The organism is Acidiluteibacter ferrifornacis, assembly GCF_009909615.1.
Classification (GTDB): Bacteria; Bacteroidota; Bacteroidia; order Flavobacteriales_E; family Vicingaceae; genus Acidiluteibacter; species Acidiluteibacter ferrifornacis.
On record NZ_WWNE01000009.1, the window covers coordinates 75,523 to 93,845 of the forward strand.

Genomic DNA, 18,323 nt, shown 5'->3' on the forward strand with positions numbered 1-18,323 from the left:
TTCTATTGACCTCAACGTCTAAACTACCAATTGGCAAAAAACTGTACTTCGCCTCAGACTTTCACTTAGGAGCTCCAAATGCCGAAGAAAGCTTGAAGCGGGAGAAATTAATTGTAAAATGGTTGGACGAAGTTAAGGCGGATGCCCACGAAATATTTCTTGTAGGAGATTTATTCGACTTTTGGTTTGAATACAAACACAGTATTCCTAAGGGATTTATTCGTCTGCAAGGCAAAATGGCTGAGCTAGTTGATAGCGGCATACCCATAACACTATTTATAGGCAACCATGACATGTGGATGTTTGACTATCTTCCAAAAGAAATTGGAGTCACCCTTTATAGAGAGCCCATAAGAAGAACCATCAACGGAAAAGAGTTTTTAATTGGTCATGGCGATGGATTAGGACCAGGAGATCATGGTTACAAATTCATCAAAAAAGTATTTGCTAATCCTATTTGTCAATGGCTATTTGCTAGAATTCATCCCAACTTAGGCATAGGTATGGCCAATTATTGGTCACAGAAAAGTAGAAATGCGAATAGAGAAACGGACGAAGTCTACCTCGGTGAAGAAAATGAATGGTTAGCCATTTATAGCAAAGAATACCTTCAAAAAGAACACATTGATTATTTCATATTTGGCCACCGTCACTTACCTCTTGATTTAAAGGTGGGAGAAAATAGTCGTTATATTAACCTTGGCGAATGGATCAACTACAATTCTTATGGCGTTTTTGATGGCAATCAATTCGAATTGAAATCATATGGGGAGCCCAAAAAGGCTATCCCCCAATAAAGTCCAAGTAATTTTCTTGAGAAATCACTTCATAGCTAGCTGAAGTATAATTTTTCGTCCATGCGCCGGGTTCTTTTACTTTCTTCGTTGGACTCCATTTGAATTCATACTCCATCAATTTACTTCAAAGATATGCCACCTTATATCCAACTGAAGCAATTAACTTTAATTCGTTGATAGAGTTCGAAAATTTTGGCTATCCAATACGCTTAACTAGTTCGATAATTCGGTTGGAATACCCCATTTCGTTGTCGTACCAACCAACTACTTTCACTAAGTTACCGATAACTGAAGTTAATTGAGAATCAAAAACACAAGAATAAGGACTGCCCACAATATCTGTAGAGACGATTGGATCTTCGGTGTATTCTAGAATACCTTTTAAACTGGTTTCAGCTGCGTACTTAAATGCTGCATTGATTTCTTCTATACTTTTAGGATTCTTCACCACACAAGTAAAATCAGTCAATGAACCATCAGGTACAGGAACTCTAACTCCTGCACCACCTAATTGCCCATCCAATTTTGGAAAAATTTTAGTGATGGCCTTGGCGGCGCCAGTTGTTGTAGGCACGATAGAGACAGCTGCCGCTCTGGCTCTTCTTAAATCTTTATGAGGTGCATCATGCAAACGTTGATCACCAGTATAAGAATGGATCGTTGTAATGTAGCCACTTTCAATTTCGCATAACTCATCTAAAATCTTCACTAATGGCGCTAATGAATTAGTCGTACAAGAAGCATTGGACAGTATCGATTGATCACCGATAATTTCATCGTTAATACCTAAGACAACAGTTGGAACATCGTCTGAGCTAGCCGGAGCAGAAATAATCACCTTCTTCGCTCCTGCTTCAATGTGCTGGTTAGCATCTTCTCTTTTTCTAAAAAAACCAGTAGATTCAATTACCACATCAATATTCAATTCTTTCCATGGTAAATCTTTAGGTGATTTCTGAGAAAACAATTTAACCTTAGCGCCATTTATTATAAGTCCGTCTTCTACAGTCCCAATAGTTCCATTGAACCTACCATGAACTGAATCATATTTAAACAAATGCCCCAATGTTTTTACATCAGCCAAATCATTGATTGCGACCAACTCAATTCCTTCATGTTGCTGAACCACACGAGCCGCCATTCTTCCTATTCTACCAAATCCATTTATCGCTAGTCGTATCATTTTTCTTGGGTTTTTCTCAAAATTAAGCACAAAAAAAAGGTCTCAGTACAACTGAGACCTTTAATTCTTGAATAAAATTCAATTAATCTTTATATGTTTTTTCACTAGAAACAGTTAGGTTGTGTCTTCCCTTAGCTCTTCTTCTAGCCAATACTTTTCTACCGTTAGCAGTTGCCATTCTGCTTCTGAAACCGTGCTTGTTCTTTCTTTTTCTTCTTGATGGCTGATAAGTCCTTTTCATCTTTATGTTTTATTTTGTAGCGTCCAATATATCGGGTTGTCCCTTATTAAAGTCCGCCGAGGGTTTTTCTCAAACGGAGAGCAAAAGTATAACTTTTTTAAATAGTAATAAAACTTTCTAGAAATTATTTTTAGAAAATTTCCAATTGTTTTTGCTTTCTCTTGACTGCAAATTTATATAATACTTACTTTTGTCGCAAATATTAATAATGGCTGGATTTAGACGAAAAAAGGACGACCAAACAGACACCCCGAAAAAGAAAATCACCAAGCAAGACCTTAAAAAGTCAATGCGTCTTTTTAAATATGTGAAGCCTTACAGCGGAACCTTTGCCATTGGCTTTGTATTCCTTTTGCTTTCCAGTGTTACTTCTATGGTATTTCCATACCTCACGGGTCAGTTAGTTGACTCTGCAAACGCAGAAATGCTGAAAGAAATAAACACCATTGCACTTGCACTTTTAGGCGTTTTTGCAGCAAATGCAGTATTCTCCTATTTTAGAATTTACCTATTTGCAATTGTTACTCAAAAAACATTAGCAGACCTTAGACAGAGCACTTACAATCATTTAATTAAACTACCAATGAACTTTTTCTCTGAAAGGAGAGTTGGTGAATTGAATAGTAGAATTGCTTCCGATATTTCGTTGTTACAAGAAACGCTAACAACTACCATTGCAGAATTAATCCGCCAGGTATTGACCATTATCATCGGAATCGCATTGTTGAGTTATATCTCAGTTAAACTGACCTTATTAATGCTTTGTTTGGTTCCAGTTGTTATCGTTATAGCAATCATTTTTGGAAAACACATTAAGAAATTATCGAAAGAAGCACAATCTAAAGTAGCTGATTCCAACACTATTGTAGAAGAAACTTTGCAGGGAATTACAACTGTAAAAGCTTTTGCCAATGAATTTTTCGAAAATATGCGCTACAGTGAAAAAACCAATGAAATAGTTGGAATTTCCTTAAAAGGTGCAAAATGGAGAGGAGCTTTTGCTTCATTCATCATCTTCGCTCTTTTCGGTTCTATTGTAGGTGTGATATGGTATGGCGTAATTCTAGTCAACCAAAATGGATTAAGCGTTGGTGATTTATTCACCTTTATACTTTACTCTGTATTTGTAGGAGCATCAATGGGTGGTATAGCGGATTTGTATTCGCAATTGCAAAAAGCCATCGGAGCCACTGAAAACTTAATGGAAATTTTAGATGAAACACCTGAAGAAATTTCAGATGTGCAGTTGACGTCTATAAATCGAGTGAATGGTAACGTTTCTTTTGAAAATGTAAGTTTTGCTTACCCAAGTAGAAGCGATATCCAGGTTTTGAAATCAATGAGCTTTTCAGCAAACAGTGGAGAGCAAATCGCAATCGTAGGACCTTCCGGAGCAGGAAAATCAACCATTACCAACCTCTTACTTCGATTTTACAACCCGAATGCAGGAACCATTTCTATAGATGGGAAAGCCATCCAAGACTTTCCGCTTTCTGAATTGCGTTCGCAGATGTCTATTGTACCGCAGGATGTATTATTGTTTGGTGGAACCATAAAAGAGAACATTGGTTATGGAAAAATTGGAGCTACAGACGAAGAAATTATAGCTGCAGCAAAACAAGCCAATGCCCATTTATTTGTAGAAGGATTCCCTGAAAAGTACGAAACCATTGTTGGTGAAAGAGGAATTCAACTTTCAGGTGGTCAGCGTCAGCGAATAGCCATAGCAAGAGCTATCTTGAAAAACCCTTCTATCTTGATTCTCGATGAAGCTACAAGTGCCTTGGACTCTGAATCTGAGAAACTAGTACAGGAAGCATTGGAAACCTTAATGAAAGGACGAACTTCTATTGTAATCGCACACCGATTGAGTACAATTAGAAAAGCCAATAAGATTTTGGTTTTAAATGAAGGAAAATTGGTTGAGTCAGGAACGCATGAAGAACTTTCAAATGTGGAAAATGGAATCTATCAAAACTTGTCTAACCTGCAATTAGAGGTATAATCTAAATCACCGCTTTTATCATTCGGTCATTTCCATTGATGTCTTGTCGCAATTCGACATTACTATAACCAAAGGTCTGAAATAACTCGACAGTCTGTTGACTTAAGTATTGGTTAATCTCTACGTAGATGGCTCCGTCTTTTGCTAAATGTCGCAATCCTATCTCTGCGATTTTTCGATAAAACACTAATGGATCTTCATCGCTGACAAATAAAGCTAGATGGGGCTCATAATCCACCACATTTTGATGCATGCTTTCCATTTCTTGCTTAGCGATATAAGGTGGATTACTCACAATGATATCCCATTTCTGGTTTTCATCAAGAACCGCCGTTAAGATATCTATTTCCTGAAAATTAACCGTTACTTGATTTAATTCAGCATTCTTTGAAGCAACTTCAAGGGCTTCTTTTGATACATCATAAGAAGTTATACTCGACTTAGATAAATTCCTTTTCAATGCAATTGGAATACAACCGCTACCGGTTCCAATTTCTAGAATAGTTGGCGTTTGTTTTCTCCAATCAATCAGCACCCATTCCACTAACTCTTCTGTTTCAGGTCGTGGAATTAGTGTGTGTTGATTGACATAAAATTTCAATCCGTAAAATTCAGTCTCCCCTATTATCTGAGCAAAAGGCTCGTGCTTTAGCAATCGCTTAACACAATGAATAATTTTCACCAATTCAGACTCTGTAAACCGATGGTCTCGCTTTAGCGCCATATCAGTTGCTGAGAAGCCAAAATAATGGCCCATCATTAATCGGTAAGTCACTCTAATCTCCGCATCATCCATGATAGGACTTAGCTGTTGTTTGACATAAGTTGAAACGGCTTGTATAGTATTGTCTGCGATCTTCACAATTGGAGGAGGTTTGAGCTGCTAAAAGTAAATAAAAAAACTACTTTTGACGACATGAATGTGCATGAAAAGTATATCCTCCGATGCCTAGAAATCGCCCAAAAAGGACTTGGCAGTGTTAGCCCAAATCCGATGGTGGGATCGGTAATCGTGCACAATGACAAAATAATAGGAGAAGGTTATCATCAAAAATATGGTGGTCCACATGCCGAAGTCAATGCGATCAATTCCGTTTCGGATAAATCAGTACTGAAAGAATCGACTATTTATGTAAGCCTGGAGCCGTGTAACCATTTCGGAAAAACACCACCTTGCTCTCATTTAATCGTCAAACATCAGATCTCAAAAGTGGTGATTGCCAATGTAGATCCTTTTGCAGCTGTTAATGGAACTGGAATAAAGTATTTACAAGACCATGGAATTGATGTTACTTTTGGCATTTTGGAGCAAGAAGCGGCTTTTATCAATCGACGGTTCTTTACTTTCCACACCAAAAAGCGGCCGTACATTATTCTGAAATGGGCGCAAACTCAAGATGGATTCATGGACATTGACCGGACTGACAATCCAACTTCATCCTATTGGATTACGACCCCGGCATCTAAACGATTGAGTCACCAATGGAGAAGTGAAGAAGACGGTATTTTGGTAGGGTTCAATACTGTAAAAAACGACAACCCTAGTTTGACGACTCGTGAAGTAACTGGAAAAAATCCAACACGGATTGTTATCGATAGAAAGCTAGACCTTCCAACAAACAAAGCCATTTTTGATGAATCGAGTAAAACGATTGTCATCAATGAGCAAGTCGAAAAAGCAGAAAACAACATTCATTATAAGAAAGTCAATTCGACTCACTCAATCCATGAAATACTAACTGCTTTGCATGAAGAAAACATACAAAGCGTCATTATTGAAGGCGGGAAAGCCACCCTGAATCAATTTATTGAAGCTGGCATTTGGGATGAAGCTAGAGTATTGACCGCTGCCAAAAACTTTGGAAAAGGATTGAAAGCTCCAGTTTTGAATCAATCCCCAAACTCTATTGAAGCAGTTGACACTGATCAATTGGCAATTTACTATTCCACGAAGAAATGATTTACTTACTGCTCAGTATACTTTTTGCTTCTTTCATCTTTGTGATTTTTAGAAGTTTCAGCAACTATTCAGTGAATACGTTTACGGCAATCGTTATCAATTATACCGTAGCGGCTATCATTGGCTTTATCGTACCTAACGAAACCATTGAAGTCTCCAAAATTGTTTCAGCCGGCTGGATCTCCAATGCTCTTATTCTTGGAGGAAGTTTCATTGCCTCCTTTTATTTAATGGCCATTACCGCCCAACGGCTAGGAGCCTCTGTGGCTTCTGTAGCCAATAAAATGTCGGTTATCATTCCTGTATTTTTCGCATTTTGGTTGTACAACGATTCCATTAATGTTTACAAAATCCTTGGAATTATTCTAGCACTTATCGGGCTTTATTGGGCTACCAAAAAGGAAAAAGTAGTAGACGTCTCTCGTCAATGGTTGCTGCCAGTTTCGCTGTTCATCTTCAGTGGACTTTTAGACACTTATGTCAAGCACACCCAACACCTCCACCTTACTGAAGACAGTAATTCCACTTGTTTCATACCCACCCTTTTTACTGCAGCTGCGGCAATCGGTTGGATTATTTCGCTGTTTCAACTCCATAAACTTCGGAAAATATCATGGACTACTATTATTGGTGGTGTAGTATTGGGAGGAGTGAATTATTTAAGCATTATCTTTATTTTTAAAGCATTGGCTCACGACAATATGGAAAGCTCAGTCGTATTTCCGATTAACAATATGGGAGTGGTTTTATTCACGAGCCTCTTCTCTATCGCATTTTTTAAGGAGCGACTGACAATGATGAACTTCGTAGGATTGTTCGTTTGTTTGGTAGCCATTGCATTAATAGCTTGGGGGATTTAATGGATTACTTTTTAACCATATCAGCAGAAAGCGAAAGCCTGTACAAAGAGAAAGGCAGCAAGTTTATTGGCTATGCCATTCCTGTGACGGATGAAGCTCAAGTAAAAGAACACTTAGAGCGATTGGCGGGAATGCATCACCAAAGCCGACACGTTTGTTATGCTTACCGACTAGGAGCAGATCTAGAAACCTACCGTATCAATGACGATGGAGAACCATCCGGATCAGCGGGACAACCCATTTTTGGACAAATTCGTTCTTTTGAGTTGACCAACGTTTTAGTGGCTGTGGTGCGGTATTTCGGAGGAACTAAGTTGGGAGTCGGCGGATTGATTCATGCCTATAAGACGGCCGCAAATGATGCACTAGAGCGAGCCCAAATCATCAAAGAATACATCCCTGTGGTTTTTACTGCGAAATTTGAATATGCCCGCATGGGTGACGTGATGGGAACGGTTGAAAAATACAATTGGAATGTGGTGGATACCGACTTTCAATTGAGTTGTAAACTGACCTTTAGCTGTAAAATTTCAGAACAAGAACAGGTAATGCAGGCTTTTGAACCGTTGCATGATGTGGAGCTGGAAATTGTGAATGGTTGATAAATTTTGCCGCAGGGTTGCAAACCCAGCGGAGTGTGGGGAGCAAGGGGAGCGGGGAATTATTATTCCCCATCAAAAAAGTCATTATCTAATTCCTTTACTTCGTAAACAGTTTTTACTTGAACACCTACATTAAATTGATGCATTAAGTCAACTAGTTTTATTCCGTCAATTAATATTATCGTATGATGAGCATCATTTGCTTTCTTTATTGCTCCTGCATCAAAGTTGGTAGTTGTTACAAAAACTCCCTTTTGAGTATCACCACTCATTGCACCAATAAAATTTCTAATATCCTTCTCCCTTACTTTGTTTTCACCATATCGCTTGGCTTGTATGTATATCTTATCAAGCCCAAGTTTATCTTCATTTATAATTCCATCTATACCTCCGTCCCCTGTTTTTACAGTCTCAATAAAATCGCCATAGCCCATCTTCTTAAGAAGAATGAGAATTACTTTTTCAAAATAAAATGGATCAATTATTTTTAATCTTTCAAGTAATTCATCTTTTACTTGAAGGTCAATTGAATCGAAACCCTCATCTATTAAATCTTGTGGTGAAGCATTTGAAATCTTAGTTGGAGTTGAACCAGTTTTTGAGTTTTCTTCAGAATAGAATTCTAAGAAATTCTCAGAATTCTCAACTTGTTTTAAAGAAAGACTAGATTCTCTCTGGGATTTCCCCTTTTCTGTAATTCTAACATAACCTCTTTTGGGAAATTCTATATAACCTCCTTTTTTTAAATAGGATTTACCCCAAGCAATTCTGTTTATAATTAATCTATCACCGCTCTTTGTACTTTCCTCTAATTGTTCTTTTGATAACCCTGAGTAGAATTGCTCAATAACCTTTTGATACATCTCTCTAGCTTGGAGAGTGTCCCCATTTTCAAGTACTTTCAAAATAGGTATAAATGTTTCGTGGAATTTAGGTATATCCATTTTTTTATTTTCTAATTATTCACAAATAATAAACTTAACACAATAATCTCGTTTCTCTTCTCTGTTCTGCTACACTCATCGCTAACTAACATTTAAATTAATAACCGATAACATCCTGTAGCTTAAGTCTCCCGAAGATAAGAGAAATATAGACACGTACAACCTATCTATTAATGAGTTAACTATAGAACACAGTCCACCATTAATAAATCGCTAAAAAAATAAACAAATATGATTTTCCTAAACCAACTCCGACAATTCCAACCAACGCATTTCTTGTTCTTCCAAATCATCGTTGATAGCAGCCAATTCCTTAGATAGTTTGGTAATTTCTTCCGCATCAGAAATGCCTGACAACATCAACTCGTTGATTTCAGCTTTGCGCTTTTCCAATTCAGCCATCGACTTTTCCAATCCGTCAAATTCACGCTGCTCATTGAAGCTCAGCTTCTTTTTCTCCTTCGTTTTCTCAACTACGGGGGCCGCTTTTTTTACTTGCTCAGCTTTTGCTAATTGAGCAGCTTCTTTGGCTTCTCGTTTACTTTCTTCTTTATAATCGGTGTACTTTCCATTGAAATCTTTGATGATTCCATCGCCTTTAAAAACGAATAAGTGATCCACAATCTTATCCATAAAGAATCTATCGTGAGTCACCACCATCACGCAACCTTCAAATTCCATCAAGAAATCTTCCAGAACATTCAACGTCATAATGTCCAAGTCGTTGGTTGGCTCATCCAGAATCAAAAAGTTTGGATTGTCCATCAATACCGTCAACAAATACAATCGGCGCTTTTCTCCACCACTTAGTTTAGAAACGTAAGTATACTGCTGCTTTGGAGGAAATAAAAAGCGCTCCAAAAACTGAGATGCTGTAATTTTTCGGCCTTTCGCCAACGGAATAATTTCTGCAATGTCTTTCACCACATCAATTATTCGCTTGTCTTCATCCAAGTGCATGCCATCCTGCGCATAATGCCCCACAACTACGGTTTCTCCCTGAACAATTTTTCCACCATCAGCTTCTAGCTCACCAGTAATCAATTTTATAAAAGAAGATTTCCCTACTCCATTCGGCCCAACGATACCCACACGATCTCCACGTTTAAAGGTATAATTGAAATCTTCTACAATCTTTTTGTCTCCAAAACTCTTGCGCAAATGATGGAATTCCAAAATCTTTCCACCCATTCGCTGTCCCACTACTTCTAATTTTACTTCTTCTTTCTTTATTCTTCTCTTCGCTGATTTTTCTACCTCATAAAAGGCATCTTGTCTAGATTTAGCCTTAGTAGCTCTTGCTTGAGGCATTCTACGCATCCACTCCAATTCCTTTTTGTAAAGGTTTTTGGCTTTCTCAATTTCACTCATCGTAATCGACTCTCGCTCTTGCTTCTTCTCGATATAATACGCATAGCTACCTTTATAGGAGTAGAGCTGTCCATTGTCAATTTCGATGATGGAATCACAAACCCGCTCTAAGAAATAACGGTCGTGCGTCACCATCAGCAGTGTCATGTTTTCTGTAGCCAAATAGTTTTCTAACCATTCTATCATTTCTAGGTCCAAGTGGTTAGTAGGCTCATCCAAAATGATAAACTCCGGCTGTTCGATCAGAACTTTCGCCAAGGCCAATCGCTTCTTCTGCCCTCCAGAGAGTGTATTTACTCGCTGCTCTAAATCATGTAACTGTAGTGAACCTAAAATTTGCTTCAATTTGGCTTCGTAATCCCAAGCCTGCAAACTATCCATCCGATCCATGGCCTGTTGAAAAGTATCCGCATCAGCTCCATTATTTACAGCATCATTATAGAAATTGATGGCCTGCATAAAGGTATTATCAGCCTTAAATATTTCTTCGTTAATAGTATGAGTGGAGTCAAAAATTTGCTCTTGATTTAAGTAACCTACTGTAATGTCATTCCGCCAAACAATTCTACCTTCACTAACAGGTTCTTTCCCTGTCAAACAATTTAAAAAGGTCGTTTTTCCTGCTCCATTTTTTGCGATCAAAGCGACCTTCTGCCCCTTCTCTACCCCAAATGAAATTTTATCAAACAAAACTCTGTCCCCAAAGCTTTTACTCAATTCTTCTACCGATAAATAATTCATTGGTTGATGGTTCTATAATCAGTTACCCGGGTCATTCCATTGGCCGCAGCTGTATAATCCGGTTTAATTTCTAACGCTTTTTTGTAAATTTTCTCTGCATTCTGAATATCTCCTAACAATTCAAAACAGTAGCCATAATTGTAATAAGCTTCATAGTACCTAGGATCTATTTTTATTGCCTTTTCAAAATACTTCTTCGCTTCATTATACAATTTTAAATGAACCAAGTGAATGTACCCCATATTATATGGAGCCTCCCTCATCGACGGTTCTATCCTCATTATTTTCGTATAATTCTCCATTGCTTCATTGAGCATATCATGCTCTTGTTGATACATCGCTTGAGTATACAAAGCATTAGTATTGGTAGAGTCCACAGATAAAATATTATTGGTGTAATCAATCACAAGCGGATCATTTTTGTCTCCGAACAACAATGCTAACTGCAGATATGATTTAACATGCTCAGGATCTTGTTCAACTGCAGTTTGCCATGAACTAATCGCTCTTTCTTCATTTCCTTGAGCGAAAAATATTAGACCCTTTAAGTAATATATGTCTGCATCGTACTGATTCTCTCTTAATGACTTGTCTGCATAATCTAGAGCTTTGTCATAGTCTTGAATGACATAATGAATTTCACCAATTTTTAAGTAAGCCTTAGCCCTCTCCTCCTTAGTTTTGGCATTAGCATAGGCCATCTCAAATGCATATTTTGTAGGCTCAAATTGACCTTGAGCAGCTTGTAAATCGCCCAAGACGATATATACTCTATAATTGTTAGAATCTAAGCTTAAGGCTCGCTTTAAATCTGCAGAAGCAGCAGCCAAATCACTGACCTCTAAAAACAATTCTGCTCTATCAGCATATAGTTCAGCATTATTAACATCTGACTTAATGGCTTGATTTGCTATAGACAACCGTTCCTTAAAGGCTACTTCTTTTTGATCTCCTTCTACCCCCTCTTGTTCAACAACAGCCTGATTGTGAGCTTCACTTGTAGCATCACCACATGCCCAGACCAATAACCCTAATGTGCAAAATAAAATAGTTTGTTTAATCATCATCTGTAAAAATTAAAAATGCCCTGTTTAAATTTAAACAGGGCATAAAATTAAATATTTTAAACGCGTCTTCTTTGATTTGCCATAAGGTTTAACCACATTATCGCTTATTAACGTTTTGTAAACGCTAAAATCTCAATCGATGATTAACTTTCAAAATATCTCATTCAGCTTACACAACAACATTTCTACACTGCTTGCATCGCCTCTTTGATTTTATTCTCAAGCTCTTCCATTAATTCAGGGTTATCCGCAATTAACATTTTCACGGCATCACGACCTTGTCCTAGCTTCGTTTCTCCATAACTAAACCAACTGCCACTTTTCTTTATAATATCAAAATCAACACCTAAATCTATAATTTCCCCAACTTTTGAAATTCCTTCTCCATACATGATGTCAAATTCCGCTTTTCTAAATGGTGGAGCTATCTTGTTCTTCACTATTTTAACCTTCACTCTATTTCCTGATATCTCCTCTCCGTTTTTAATTTGAGAACTTCTTCGAATATCAATTCTTACCGAAGAATAAAATTTCAAAGCATTACCACCTGTTGTCGTTTCTGGGTTTCCAAACATTACTCCAATTTTCTCTCTCAATTGGTTAATAAATATACAGCAACACCCTGTCCTATTAATAGTACCGGTCAATTTACGCAGTGCTTGAGACATTAACCTAGCTTGAAGCCCCATTCTTGAATCTCCCATCTCACCTTCAATCTCCGCTTTAGGAGTCAGAGCTGCAACTGAATCAATTACAATTAAATCAATTGCGCCAGAACGTATTAAATTCTCTGCAATCTCTAATGCCTGCTCACCGTTATCCGGCTGTGAAATGAATAAATTCTCAGTATCCACTCCTAAGTTTTCTGCATAAGTTCTATCGAATGCATGCTCAGCATCAATAAAAGCAGCAATTCCTCCCTGTTTCTGAACTTCGGCTATGGCGTGAATTGCTAGGGTAGTTTTACCTGAAGATTCTGGGCCGTAGATTTCTACAATTCTACCTCTTGGAAAACCACCAACTCCCAATGCTAAGTCAAGCGATATTGAACCAGACGGTATGGAGTCAATATCTTCAACTGCTTGATCCCCCATTTTCATAATTGACCCTTTACCATATGTTTTCTCCAACTTATCAATCGTTAATTGAAGCGCTTTTAATTTTTGATCTTGTACGTCCTTTTCTGCTTTTGCCATTTTTTATCTTATTATACTAATGTGTCTATAATTTGTTGAGTGTGATCTTTTGTTTTTACTTTATCAATAATCGATAATATTTTACCTTCTTCATCGATTACAAAAGTAGTACGGTTAATTCCTTCATATTCTTTTCCCATAAATTTTTTAGGTCCCCAAACACCAAACTGATTGATTACTTCCTTTTCTGTATCCGCAATCAATTGAAAAGGCAAATTGTACTTTTCAATAAACTTTTGATGTCTAGCTTCACTATCCGCACTGACTCCTAATATTTCAAACCCTTTACTTTTCAAACTTTCATAATTCTCTCTCAAATTACAAGCTTGATTGGTACAACCCGGTGTCATATCTTTTGGATAAAAGTAAACGATCAACTTTTTACCTTTATAATCTGATGACTTAACTGTATTTCCATTTTCGTCTTTCCCTTGAAATTCAGGGACTTTATCTCCAACTTTCAACTTGCTCATATTCTCATCGTTATTTTGACGATTTTTTCGTCATTTTGAACTAAAGTAAAATACTTTTTAATTTTAAAACACCAAAAATAATGTTCATTTTTTTTGTTTTTATTTAGCTAACATTATTCCACTACTTTTGTTTTTTATCATTGAAGTATGACCAAGCAAGAAAAAGTAACCTTTGTTATAGAAAAGTTAGAAGAATTATATCCAACTGTACCAGTTCCTTTAGATCATTATAATCCATACACCCTACTAATAGCAGTTTTGCTTTCTGCTCAATGCACTGATGTTAGAGTTAATCAAGTTACACCACACCTTTGGCAATTAGCAGATAACCCTTTTGATATGGCGAAGCAAGACGTTGATGATATCAAGGCGATTATTCGTCCTTGTGGCTTATCTCCACAAAAATCTAAAGCTATATCTGTTTTATCAAAAATGTTGATTGAAAATCACGCTGGGGAAGTTCCAAAATCTTTTGAGGAATTGGAAAAATTACCTGGAGTAGGACATAAAACGGCTTCTGTAGTGATGTCACAAGCATTTGGAGTTCCTGCATTTCCGGTAGATACGCATATCCATCGCTTGATGTATCGTTGGAACTTAACGAATGGTAAAAATGTTATGCAAACTGAAAAAGATGCCAAAAGATTGTTCCCTAAGTCCTTATGGAATAAGCTTCACCTACAGATTATTTTCTTTGGAAGGGAGTATTGTCCTGCAAGAGGCCACTCAGTTGAACGCTGCCCAATATGCTCGAAAATAGGCAGAAAGAGTTTAAGCCAATAAAAAAGGAGAGGCTTTCGCTTCTCCCTATTTTATTAACTAATTATTCAAATTTTCCATCCAACCAATTGATTTGGATTGTTTCACCTCAAGAGCTCTTGAGAACGATAAAATAGTATTTATCGATTTTTGAGTGGGTTGTTTCTGTATCATTTTTTTATCTGAAGTTTCTATATAATCCTCTAAACTTCTATTTTCTTCACTCAAGTATGCATTAAAATCAAAAGTAGTGTTATTACTCATTCGCTTTGTTTTTTGTGGTTATTTCTAAACCAAACGCCAAACAAATTGAAATATTGTTAACTGTCTTTAATTTGTTAAAATAATATTATTCTCCTTAATTAATTTCCGAAGATTAATCAACGCGTAACGCATTCGCCCTAAAGCAGTATTTATACTTACTCCAGTTTTTTCAGCGATTTCTTTAAAACTCATATCAAAATACATACGCATCATAAGCACCTCTTTTTGGTCGTCGGGTAAATGCTTAATCAATGCTTTAACATCAGACATACTTTGTGCTTTTTCAATACTATCTGAAGCATTTTGTTCATCTGAAGGAATAATTTCAAAAATATCGAAGTCATCTCCACCACTAGTGGTTGGCATCTTTTTCAATCGTCTAAAATGGTCGATGATTAAGTTGTGGGCGATTCGACTTACCCAAGGTAAGAATTTGCCTTCTTCATTATACTTTCCACGCTTTAGAGTGCGCACTACTTTAATAAATGTATCTTGAAAGATATCATTGGCGATATCTTCGTCTTTTACCGTATAAAGAATATATGAAAATACTTTAGTTTGATGTCTTTTAAGTAAAACTTCGAATGCCGCTTCACTCCCTCCTAAATACTGCCTTATTAAATCTCTATCTGTGGCTTTAACTAGATTCATAAATTTAACTTTTTCAATTGGTTAATACAGAAATAATTGATTAAAAAAGTAAAATTTATGCGATAGGCAATATGGGTTTAAATGGTTTGTTGGTTCTATTAGTAACGAAAGAAAACCTCACATATTGTGTATGTTCAAAATTTTCTTATTCTACAAAGTTAACAAAAGAAAAGTAATTTTGTTATTCTACTAAATAAAGTAATACATGTCCTCCCGAAAATTTGACCAATTAGACCCTAGAAAATTTATACTTATCAAAGGGGCTCGAATGCATAATCTAAAAAATATAGACGTCGCTATCCCTAGAAATAAGCTAGTTGTTATTACAGGTCTATCTGGTTCAGGAAAGTCATCATTAGCATTTGATACCTTATATGCAGAAGGTCAACGAAGATATGTAGAAAGCCTTTCTTCATATGCACGACAGTTTCTAGGAAAAGTAAATAAACCAGATGTAGACTACATTAAAGGAGTAGCACCGGCAATAGCTATAGAGCAAAAAGTGAATAGTACCAACGCTCGGTCTACTGTTGGCACTGTTACTGAAATTTATGATTATCTAAAATTGCTTTATGCTCGAATCGGTAGAACCTTCTCTCCCATTTCGGGTGAAGAAGTCAAGAAAAACACCGTAAAGGATGTTACTGATTTATTTCAACAATTGACAGAAGGAACACGTGGGTTAATCATAACTCCACTATTAATTAAAAAAGGAAGAACTCAACAAGAACAAATTGAATTGCTCCTTCAACAAGGATATACCCGTCTATTGGTCAATGATACCATTCTAAAAATCGAAAATTTAGAAATCAGCACTTTAACAAAATCAGAACCCATTTATTTAGTTATCGATCGCTTCATAGCCAAAAACGATGAAGATACCATTAGTAGGATTGCAGATTCTACCGAAACTGCTTTTTTTGAGGGAGAAGGAAATGCCATTTTAGCGATTCAGAATTCTGACAAAACGTTCACGTTGCATGAATTTTCTAATCGATTTGAAGCTGATGGAGTGGCATTTACGGAACCTAGTGTTCATTTCTTTAGTTTTAACAACCCCATTGGTGCTTGCCCCAAGTGCGATGGATATGGTAAAGTGATAGGTGTAGATGAACATTTAGTTATTCCAAACCCTTCTCTAACCGTATATGAAAATGCTATTGCTCCATGGGTTGGAGAAAAAATGTCAGAATGGAAGGATCAGTTGATTTATAATGCCGAGAAATTTGACTTCCCAATACACAAACCAATTGATGAGTTAACACCATCTCAATACCAATTACTTTGGAAAGGAAATGAGTATTTTAATGGCTTAGACACGTTTTTTGAATATTTAGAAAAAAAAACCTATAAGATTCAATATCGAGTGATGTTAGCAAGATATAGGGGAAAGACGAAATGTCCTGCATGTGATGGGAGGAGATTAAAAGAAGCGACGAATTACGTTAAAATTGATGGCCATTCTCTAAGTGACCTAGTCGTGATGCCAGTAGATGAGTTATACCCACTTTTTACTGACATTAAGTTAAACGAATATGACGCTGCTATCGCAAAACGATTATTGATAGAAATAAAAAATAGACTCAAATACCTTAATGATGTTGGTGTAGGCTATTTGACTCTCAACCGAAATTCCGCTTCACTCTCAGGTGGAGAATCTCAGAGGATAAATCTCGCCACCTCTCTTGGGAGCAGTCTTGTTGGCTCTATGTATATTTTGGATGAACCGAGTATTGGCTTACATCCGAAAGATACAGAACGACTGATTGTAATTTTAAAGTCATTAAGAGATATAGGAAATACAGTGATAGTCGTTGAGCACGATGAAGAAATAATATTGGCAGCAGATGAAGTGATTGATCTAGGCCCTCTAGCAGGCAGTCACGGTGGAGAACTAATCTTTCAAGGCAACCAAAAAGAATTGTTAGCGGATAACCAAAGTTTGACCGCTAAATACATCAACGGGAAAGAAAAGATAGAGACTCCGGAAAAAACTCGAAAATGGAAAGAGTCGATAACCCTAAAAAAAGTAAAGCAACATAACTTGAAAGGGTTTGATGTTAAGATCCCATTAGAATGCATGGTGGTGGTAACAGGTGTCAGTGGATCAGGAAAATCCACTTTAATCAAATCTATTTTTTATCCAGCTTTAAAAAAGTTAAAAGGAGGAGTTGCTGAAAAAACTGGTGATTTCTCAGGAATAGAGGGTAATCTAAACCTATTTAGTCAAATAGAATTTATTGATCAAAACCCAATTGGAAAATCATCAAGGAGCAATCCGGTTACTTATGTAAAGGCATATGATGAAATTAGGGCATTGTTTGCAGGACTTCCATTATCAAAAAGTAGAGGATATAAAGCAGGGCACTTCTCATTTAATATTGATGGAGGACGATGCGATGTATGTCAAGGCGAAGGAGAAGTAACTATTGAAATGCAGTTTATGGCAGACATCCATTTGGTATGCGAAGAGTGTAATGGAAAGCGATTCAAAGAAGACATTTTGGAAATTAAATACAATGGTAAAAACATTGCTGACATTCTTGAAATGACAATAGAAGATTCAATAGAATTCTTTCAACTAGATGATAAAAACAGGACTGTTAAAAAGGTAATTGACAAATTAACCCCTCTGTATGATGTTGGTCTTGGTTATGTTCAACTTGGGCAATCATCAGCAACACTAAGTGGTGGAGAAGCTCAACGTATCAAATTAGCATATTATTTGGCAAAAGGAGAGCGGAAAAATAAAACTATTTTCTTGTTTGATGAACCTACAACCGGACTACATTTCCACGACATTAATAAGCTGTTATATGCTTTCAATGCGTTAATTGAACAAGGACATTCTCTTATTATTATTGAACATAACCCAGATGTGATTAAATGTGCCGACTGGGTAATAGACTTAGGACCTTCAGGAGGTAAAAATGGAGGAAACCTTTTGTTCGAAGGCACTCCAAAAGAGCTTGCCAATAGCAAAGAATCTGTGACTGGAAGGTATATAAAATCATAAAGAGAATTGTAGTTTCGGATTCAAGTAAAATTCTCTAAAAAAGTAAAAGCCCCCAAGATTTAAATCTTGGGGGCTTTTGGCTGTTATAGTTAAATGAACGCTATCTTTTAGTTCACTACTAACTTTTTCGTAACAGTTGAAGTACCATTTACTAATCTTACAAAGTAAACGCCTTTCTCAAACTGTGAAGTAT

General features: G+C 36.7%; 19 protein-coding genes. 7 read left to right on the plus strand and 12 right to left on the minus strand.

The window, feature by feature from the left end:
• Positions 1–5 precede the first annotated feature (5 nt).
• On the plus strand, positions 6–797 hold the full coding sequence (locus GQN54_RS11660; RefSeq protein WP_160633730.1) for a UDP-2,3-diacylglucosamine diphosphatase: 792 nt from the start codon (positions 6–8) through the stop codon (positions 795–797).
• On the opposite strand, the gene GQN54_RS15535 is transcribed toward GQN54_RS11660, so the two are convergent.
• The 3 genes from GQN54_RS15535 to rpmH all read right to left on the minus strand — a co-directional run bounded on the left by GQN54_RS15535 (position 784) and on the right by rpmH (position 2,221).
• The gene (locus GQN54_RS15535) at positions 784–912 is read right to left on the minus strand and encodes a hypothetical protein (RefSeq protein WP_262885885.1); all 129 of its coding nucleotides are present in this window, start codon (positions 910–912) and stop codon (positions 784–786) included. The two genes, GQN54_RS11660 and GQN54_RS15535, sit on opposite strands and share 14 nt — an antisense overlap.
• Before the next feature lie 81 nt (positions 913–993).
• A complete protein-coding gene (gene gap / locus GQN54_RS11665; protein WP_160633731.1) occupies positions 994–1,980 on the minus strand; it encodes a type I glyceraldehyde-3-phosphate dehydrogenase in 987 nt (328 codons plus the stop codon).
• Positions 1,981–2,062: 82 nt separating this feature from the next.
• Positions 2,063–2,221, minus strand: coding sequence for a 50S ribosomal protein L34 (rpmH, locus tag GQN54_RS11670; protein ID WP_160633732.1), 159 nt, complete (start codon positions 2,219–2,221; stop codon positions 2,063–2,065).
• Positions 2,222–2,429: 208 nt separating this feature from the next.
• Between rpmH and GQN54_RS11675 the strand changes: the two genes are divergently transcribed.
• Entirely contained in the window at positions 2,430–4,226 is a 1,797-nt protein-coding gene (locus GQN54_RS11675) for an ABC transporter ATP-binding protein (RefSeq protein WP_160633733.1), read from the plus strand.
• A 1-nt stretch (position 4,227) separates the two neighbouring features.
• Here the strand turns inward: GQN54_RS11675 and prmC are convergent, their stop codons facing one another.
• The gene (gene prmC / locus GQN54_RS11680; RefSeq protein WP_160633734.1) at positions 4,228–5,088 is read right to left on the minus strand and encodes a peptide chain release factor N(5)-glutamine methyltransferase; all 861 of its coding nucleotides are present in this window, start codon (positions 5,086–5,088) and stop codon (positions 4,228–4,230) included.
• Here prmC and ribD point away from each other — a divergent pair.
• From ribD to GQN54_RS11695, 3 genes are read left to right on the plus strand one after another with little or no spacing between them, the layout of a single operon-like run.
• Entirely contained in the window at positions 5,062–6,186 is a 1,125-nt protein-coding gene (gene ribD, locus GQN54_RS11685; RefSeq protein WP_235933071.1) for a bifunctional diaminohydroxyphosphoribosylaminopyrimidine deaminase/5-amino-6-(5-phosphoribosylamino)uracil reductase RibD, read from the plus strand. The genes prmC and ribD overlap by 27 nt on opposite strands.
• Positions 6,183–7,046: a DMT family transporter gene (locus GQN54_RS11690; protein WP_160633735.1), complete on the plus strand. Its 864-nt coding sequence runs from the start codon at positions 6,183–6,185 to the stop codon at positions 7,044–7,046. The genes ribD and GQN54_RS11690 overlap by 4 nt, the downstream gene beginning before the upstream one ends.
• Positions 7,046–7,648 (plus strand): IMPACT family protein, encoded by a 603-nt coding sequence (locus GQN54_RS11695; protein ID WP_160633736.1) that lies wholly within the window; start codon positions 7,046–7,048, stop codon positions 7,646–7,648. The genes GQN54_RS11690 and GQN54_RS11695 overlap by 1 nt, the downstream gene beginning before the upstream one ends.
• Positions 7,649–7,710: 62 nt before the next feature.
• Here the strand turns inward: GQN54_RS11695 and GQN54_RS11700 are convergent, their stop codons facing one another.
• The 5 genes from GQN54_RS11700 to bcp all read right to left on the minus strand — a co-directional run bounded on the left by GQN54_RS11700 (position 7,711) and on the right by bcp (position 13,440).
• On the minus strand, positions 7,711–8,592 hold the full coding sequence (locus GQN54_RS11700) for a restriction endonuclease (RefSeq protein WP_160633737.1): 882 nt from the start codon (positions 8,590–8,592) through the stop codon (positions 7,711–7,713).
• Between the two features lie 240 nt (positions 8,593–8,832).
• Positions 8,833–10,704 (minus strand): ABC-F family ATP-binding cassette domain-containing protein, encoded by a 1,872-nt coding sequence (locus tag GQN54_RS11705; protein WP_160633738.1) that lies wholly within the window; start codon positions 10,702–10,704, stop codon positions 8,833–8,835.
• Entirely contained in the window at positions 10,701–11,771 is a 1,071-nt protein-coding gene (locus tag GQN54_RS11710) for a tetratricopeptide repeat protein (RefSeq protein WP_160633739.1), read from the minus strand. The genes GQN54_RS11705 and GQN54_RS11710 overlap by 4 nt, the downstream gene beginning before the upstream one ends.
• Before the next feature lie 185 nt (positions 11,772–11,956).
• Complete coding sequence (gene recA / locus GQN54_RS11715; protein ID WP_160633740.1) at positions 11,957–12,967, minus strand: recombinase RecA; 1,011 nt, start codon at positions 12,965–12,967, stop codon at positions 11,957–11,959.
• Between the two features lie 11 nt (positions 12,968–12,978).
• Complete coding sequence (gene bcp / locus GQN54_RS11720) at positions 12,979–13,440, minus strand: thioredoxin-dependent thiol peroxidase (RefSeq protein WP_160633741.1); 462 nt, start codon at positions 13,438–13,440, stop codon at positions 12,979–12,981.
• Positions 13,441–13,587: 147 nt separating this feature from the next.
• Between bcp and nth the strand changes: the two genes are divergently transcribed.
• Positions 13,588–14,223, plus strand: a complete 636-nt coding sequence (gene nth / locus GQN54_RS11725; protein ID WP_160633742.1) for an endonuclease III — start codon at positions 13,588–13,590, stop codon at positions 14,221–14,223.
• 36 nt (positions 14,224–14,259) lie between these two features.
• Here the strand turns inward: nth and GQN54_RS11730 are convergent, their stop codons facing one another.
• The gene (locus GQN54_RS11730; protein WP_160633743.1) at positions 14,260–14,463 is read right to left on the minus strand and encodes a hypothetical protein; all 204 of its coding nucleotides are present in this window, start codon (positions 14,461–14,463) and stop codon (positions 14,260–14,262) included.
• A gap of 66 nt (positions 14,464–14,529) precedes the next feature.
• Positions 14,530–15,114 (minus strand): sigma-70 family RNA polymerase sigma factor, encoded by a 585-nt coding sequence (locus GQN54_RS11735; protein ID WP_160633744.1) that lies wholly within the window; start codon positions 15,112–15,114, stop codon positions 14,530–14,532.
• A 205-nt stretch (positions 15,115–15,319) separates the two neighbouring features.
• On the opposite strand from GQN54_RS11735, the gene uvrA reads away from it, so the two are divergent.
• Complete coding sequence (gene uvrA, locus GQN54_RS11740) at positions 15,320–18,130, plus strand: excinuclease ABC subunit UvrA (protein ID WP_160633745.1); 2,811 nt, start codon at positions 15,320–15,322, stop codon at positions 18,128–18,130.
• A 107-nt stretch (positions 18,131–18,237) separates the two neighbouring features.
• Here uvrA and GQN54_RS15620 read toward each other — a convergent pair.
• Positions 18,238–18,323: T9SS type A sorting domain-containing protein (locus GQN54_RS15620; protein ID WP_160633749.1), on the minus strand; the 86-nt coding region annotated here is incomplete at its 5' end.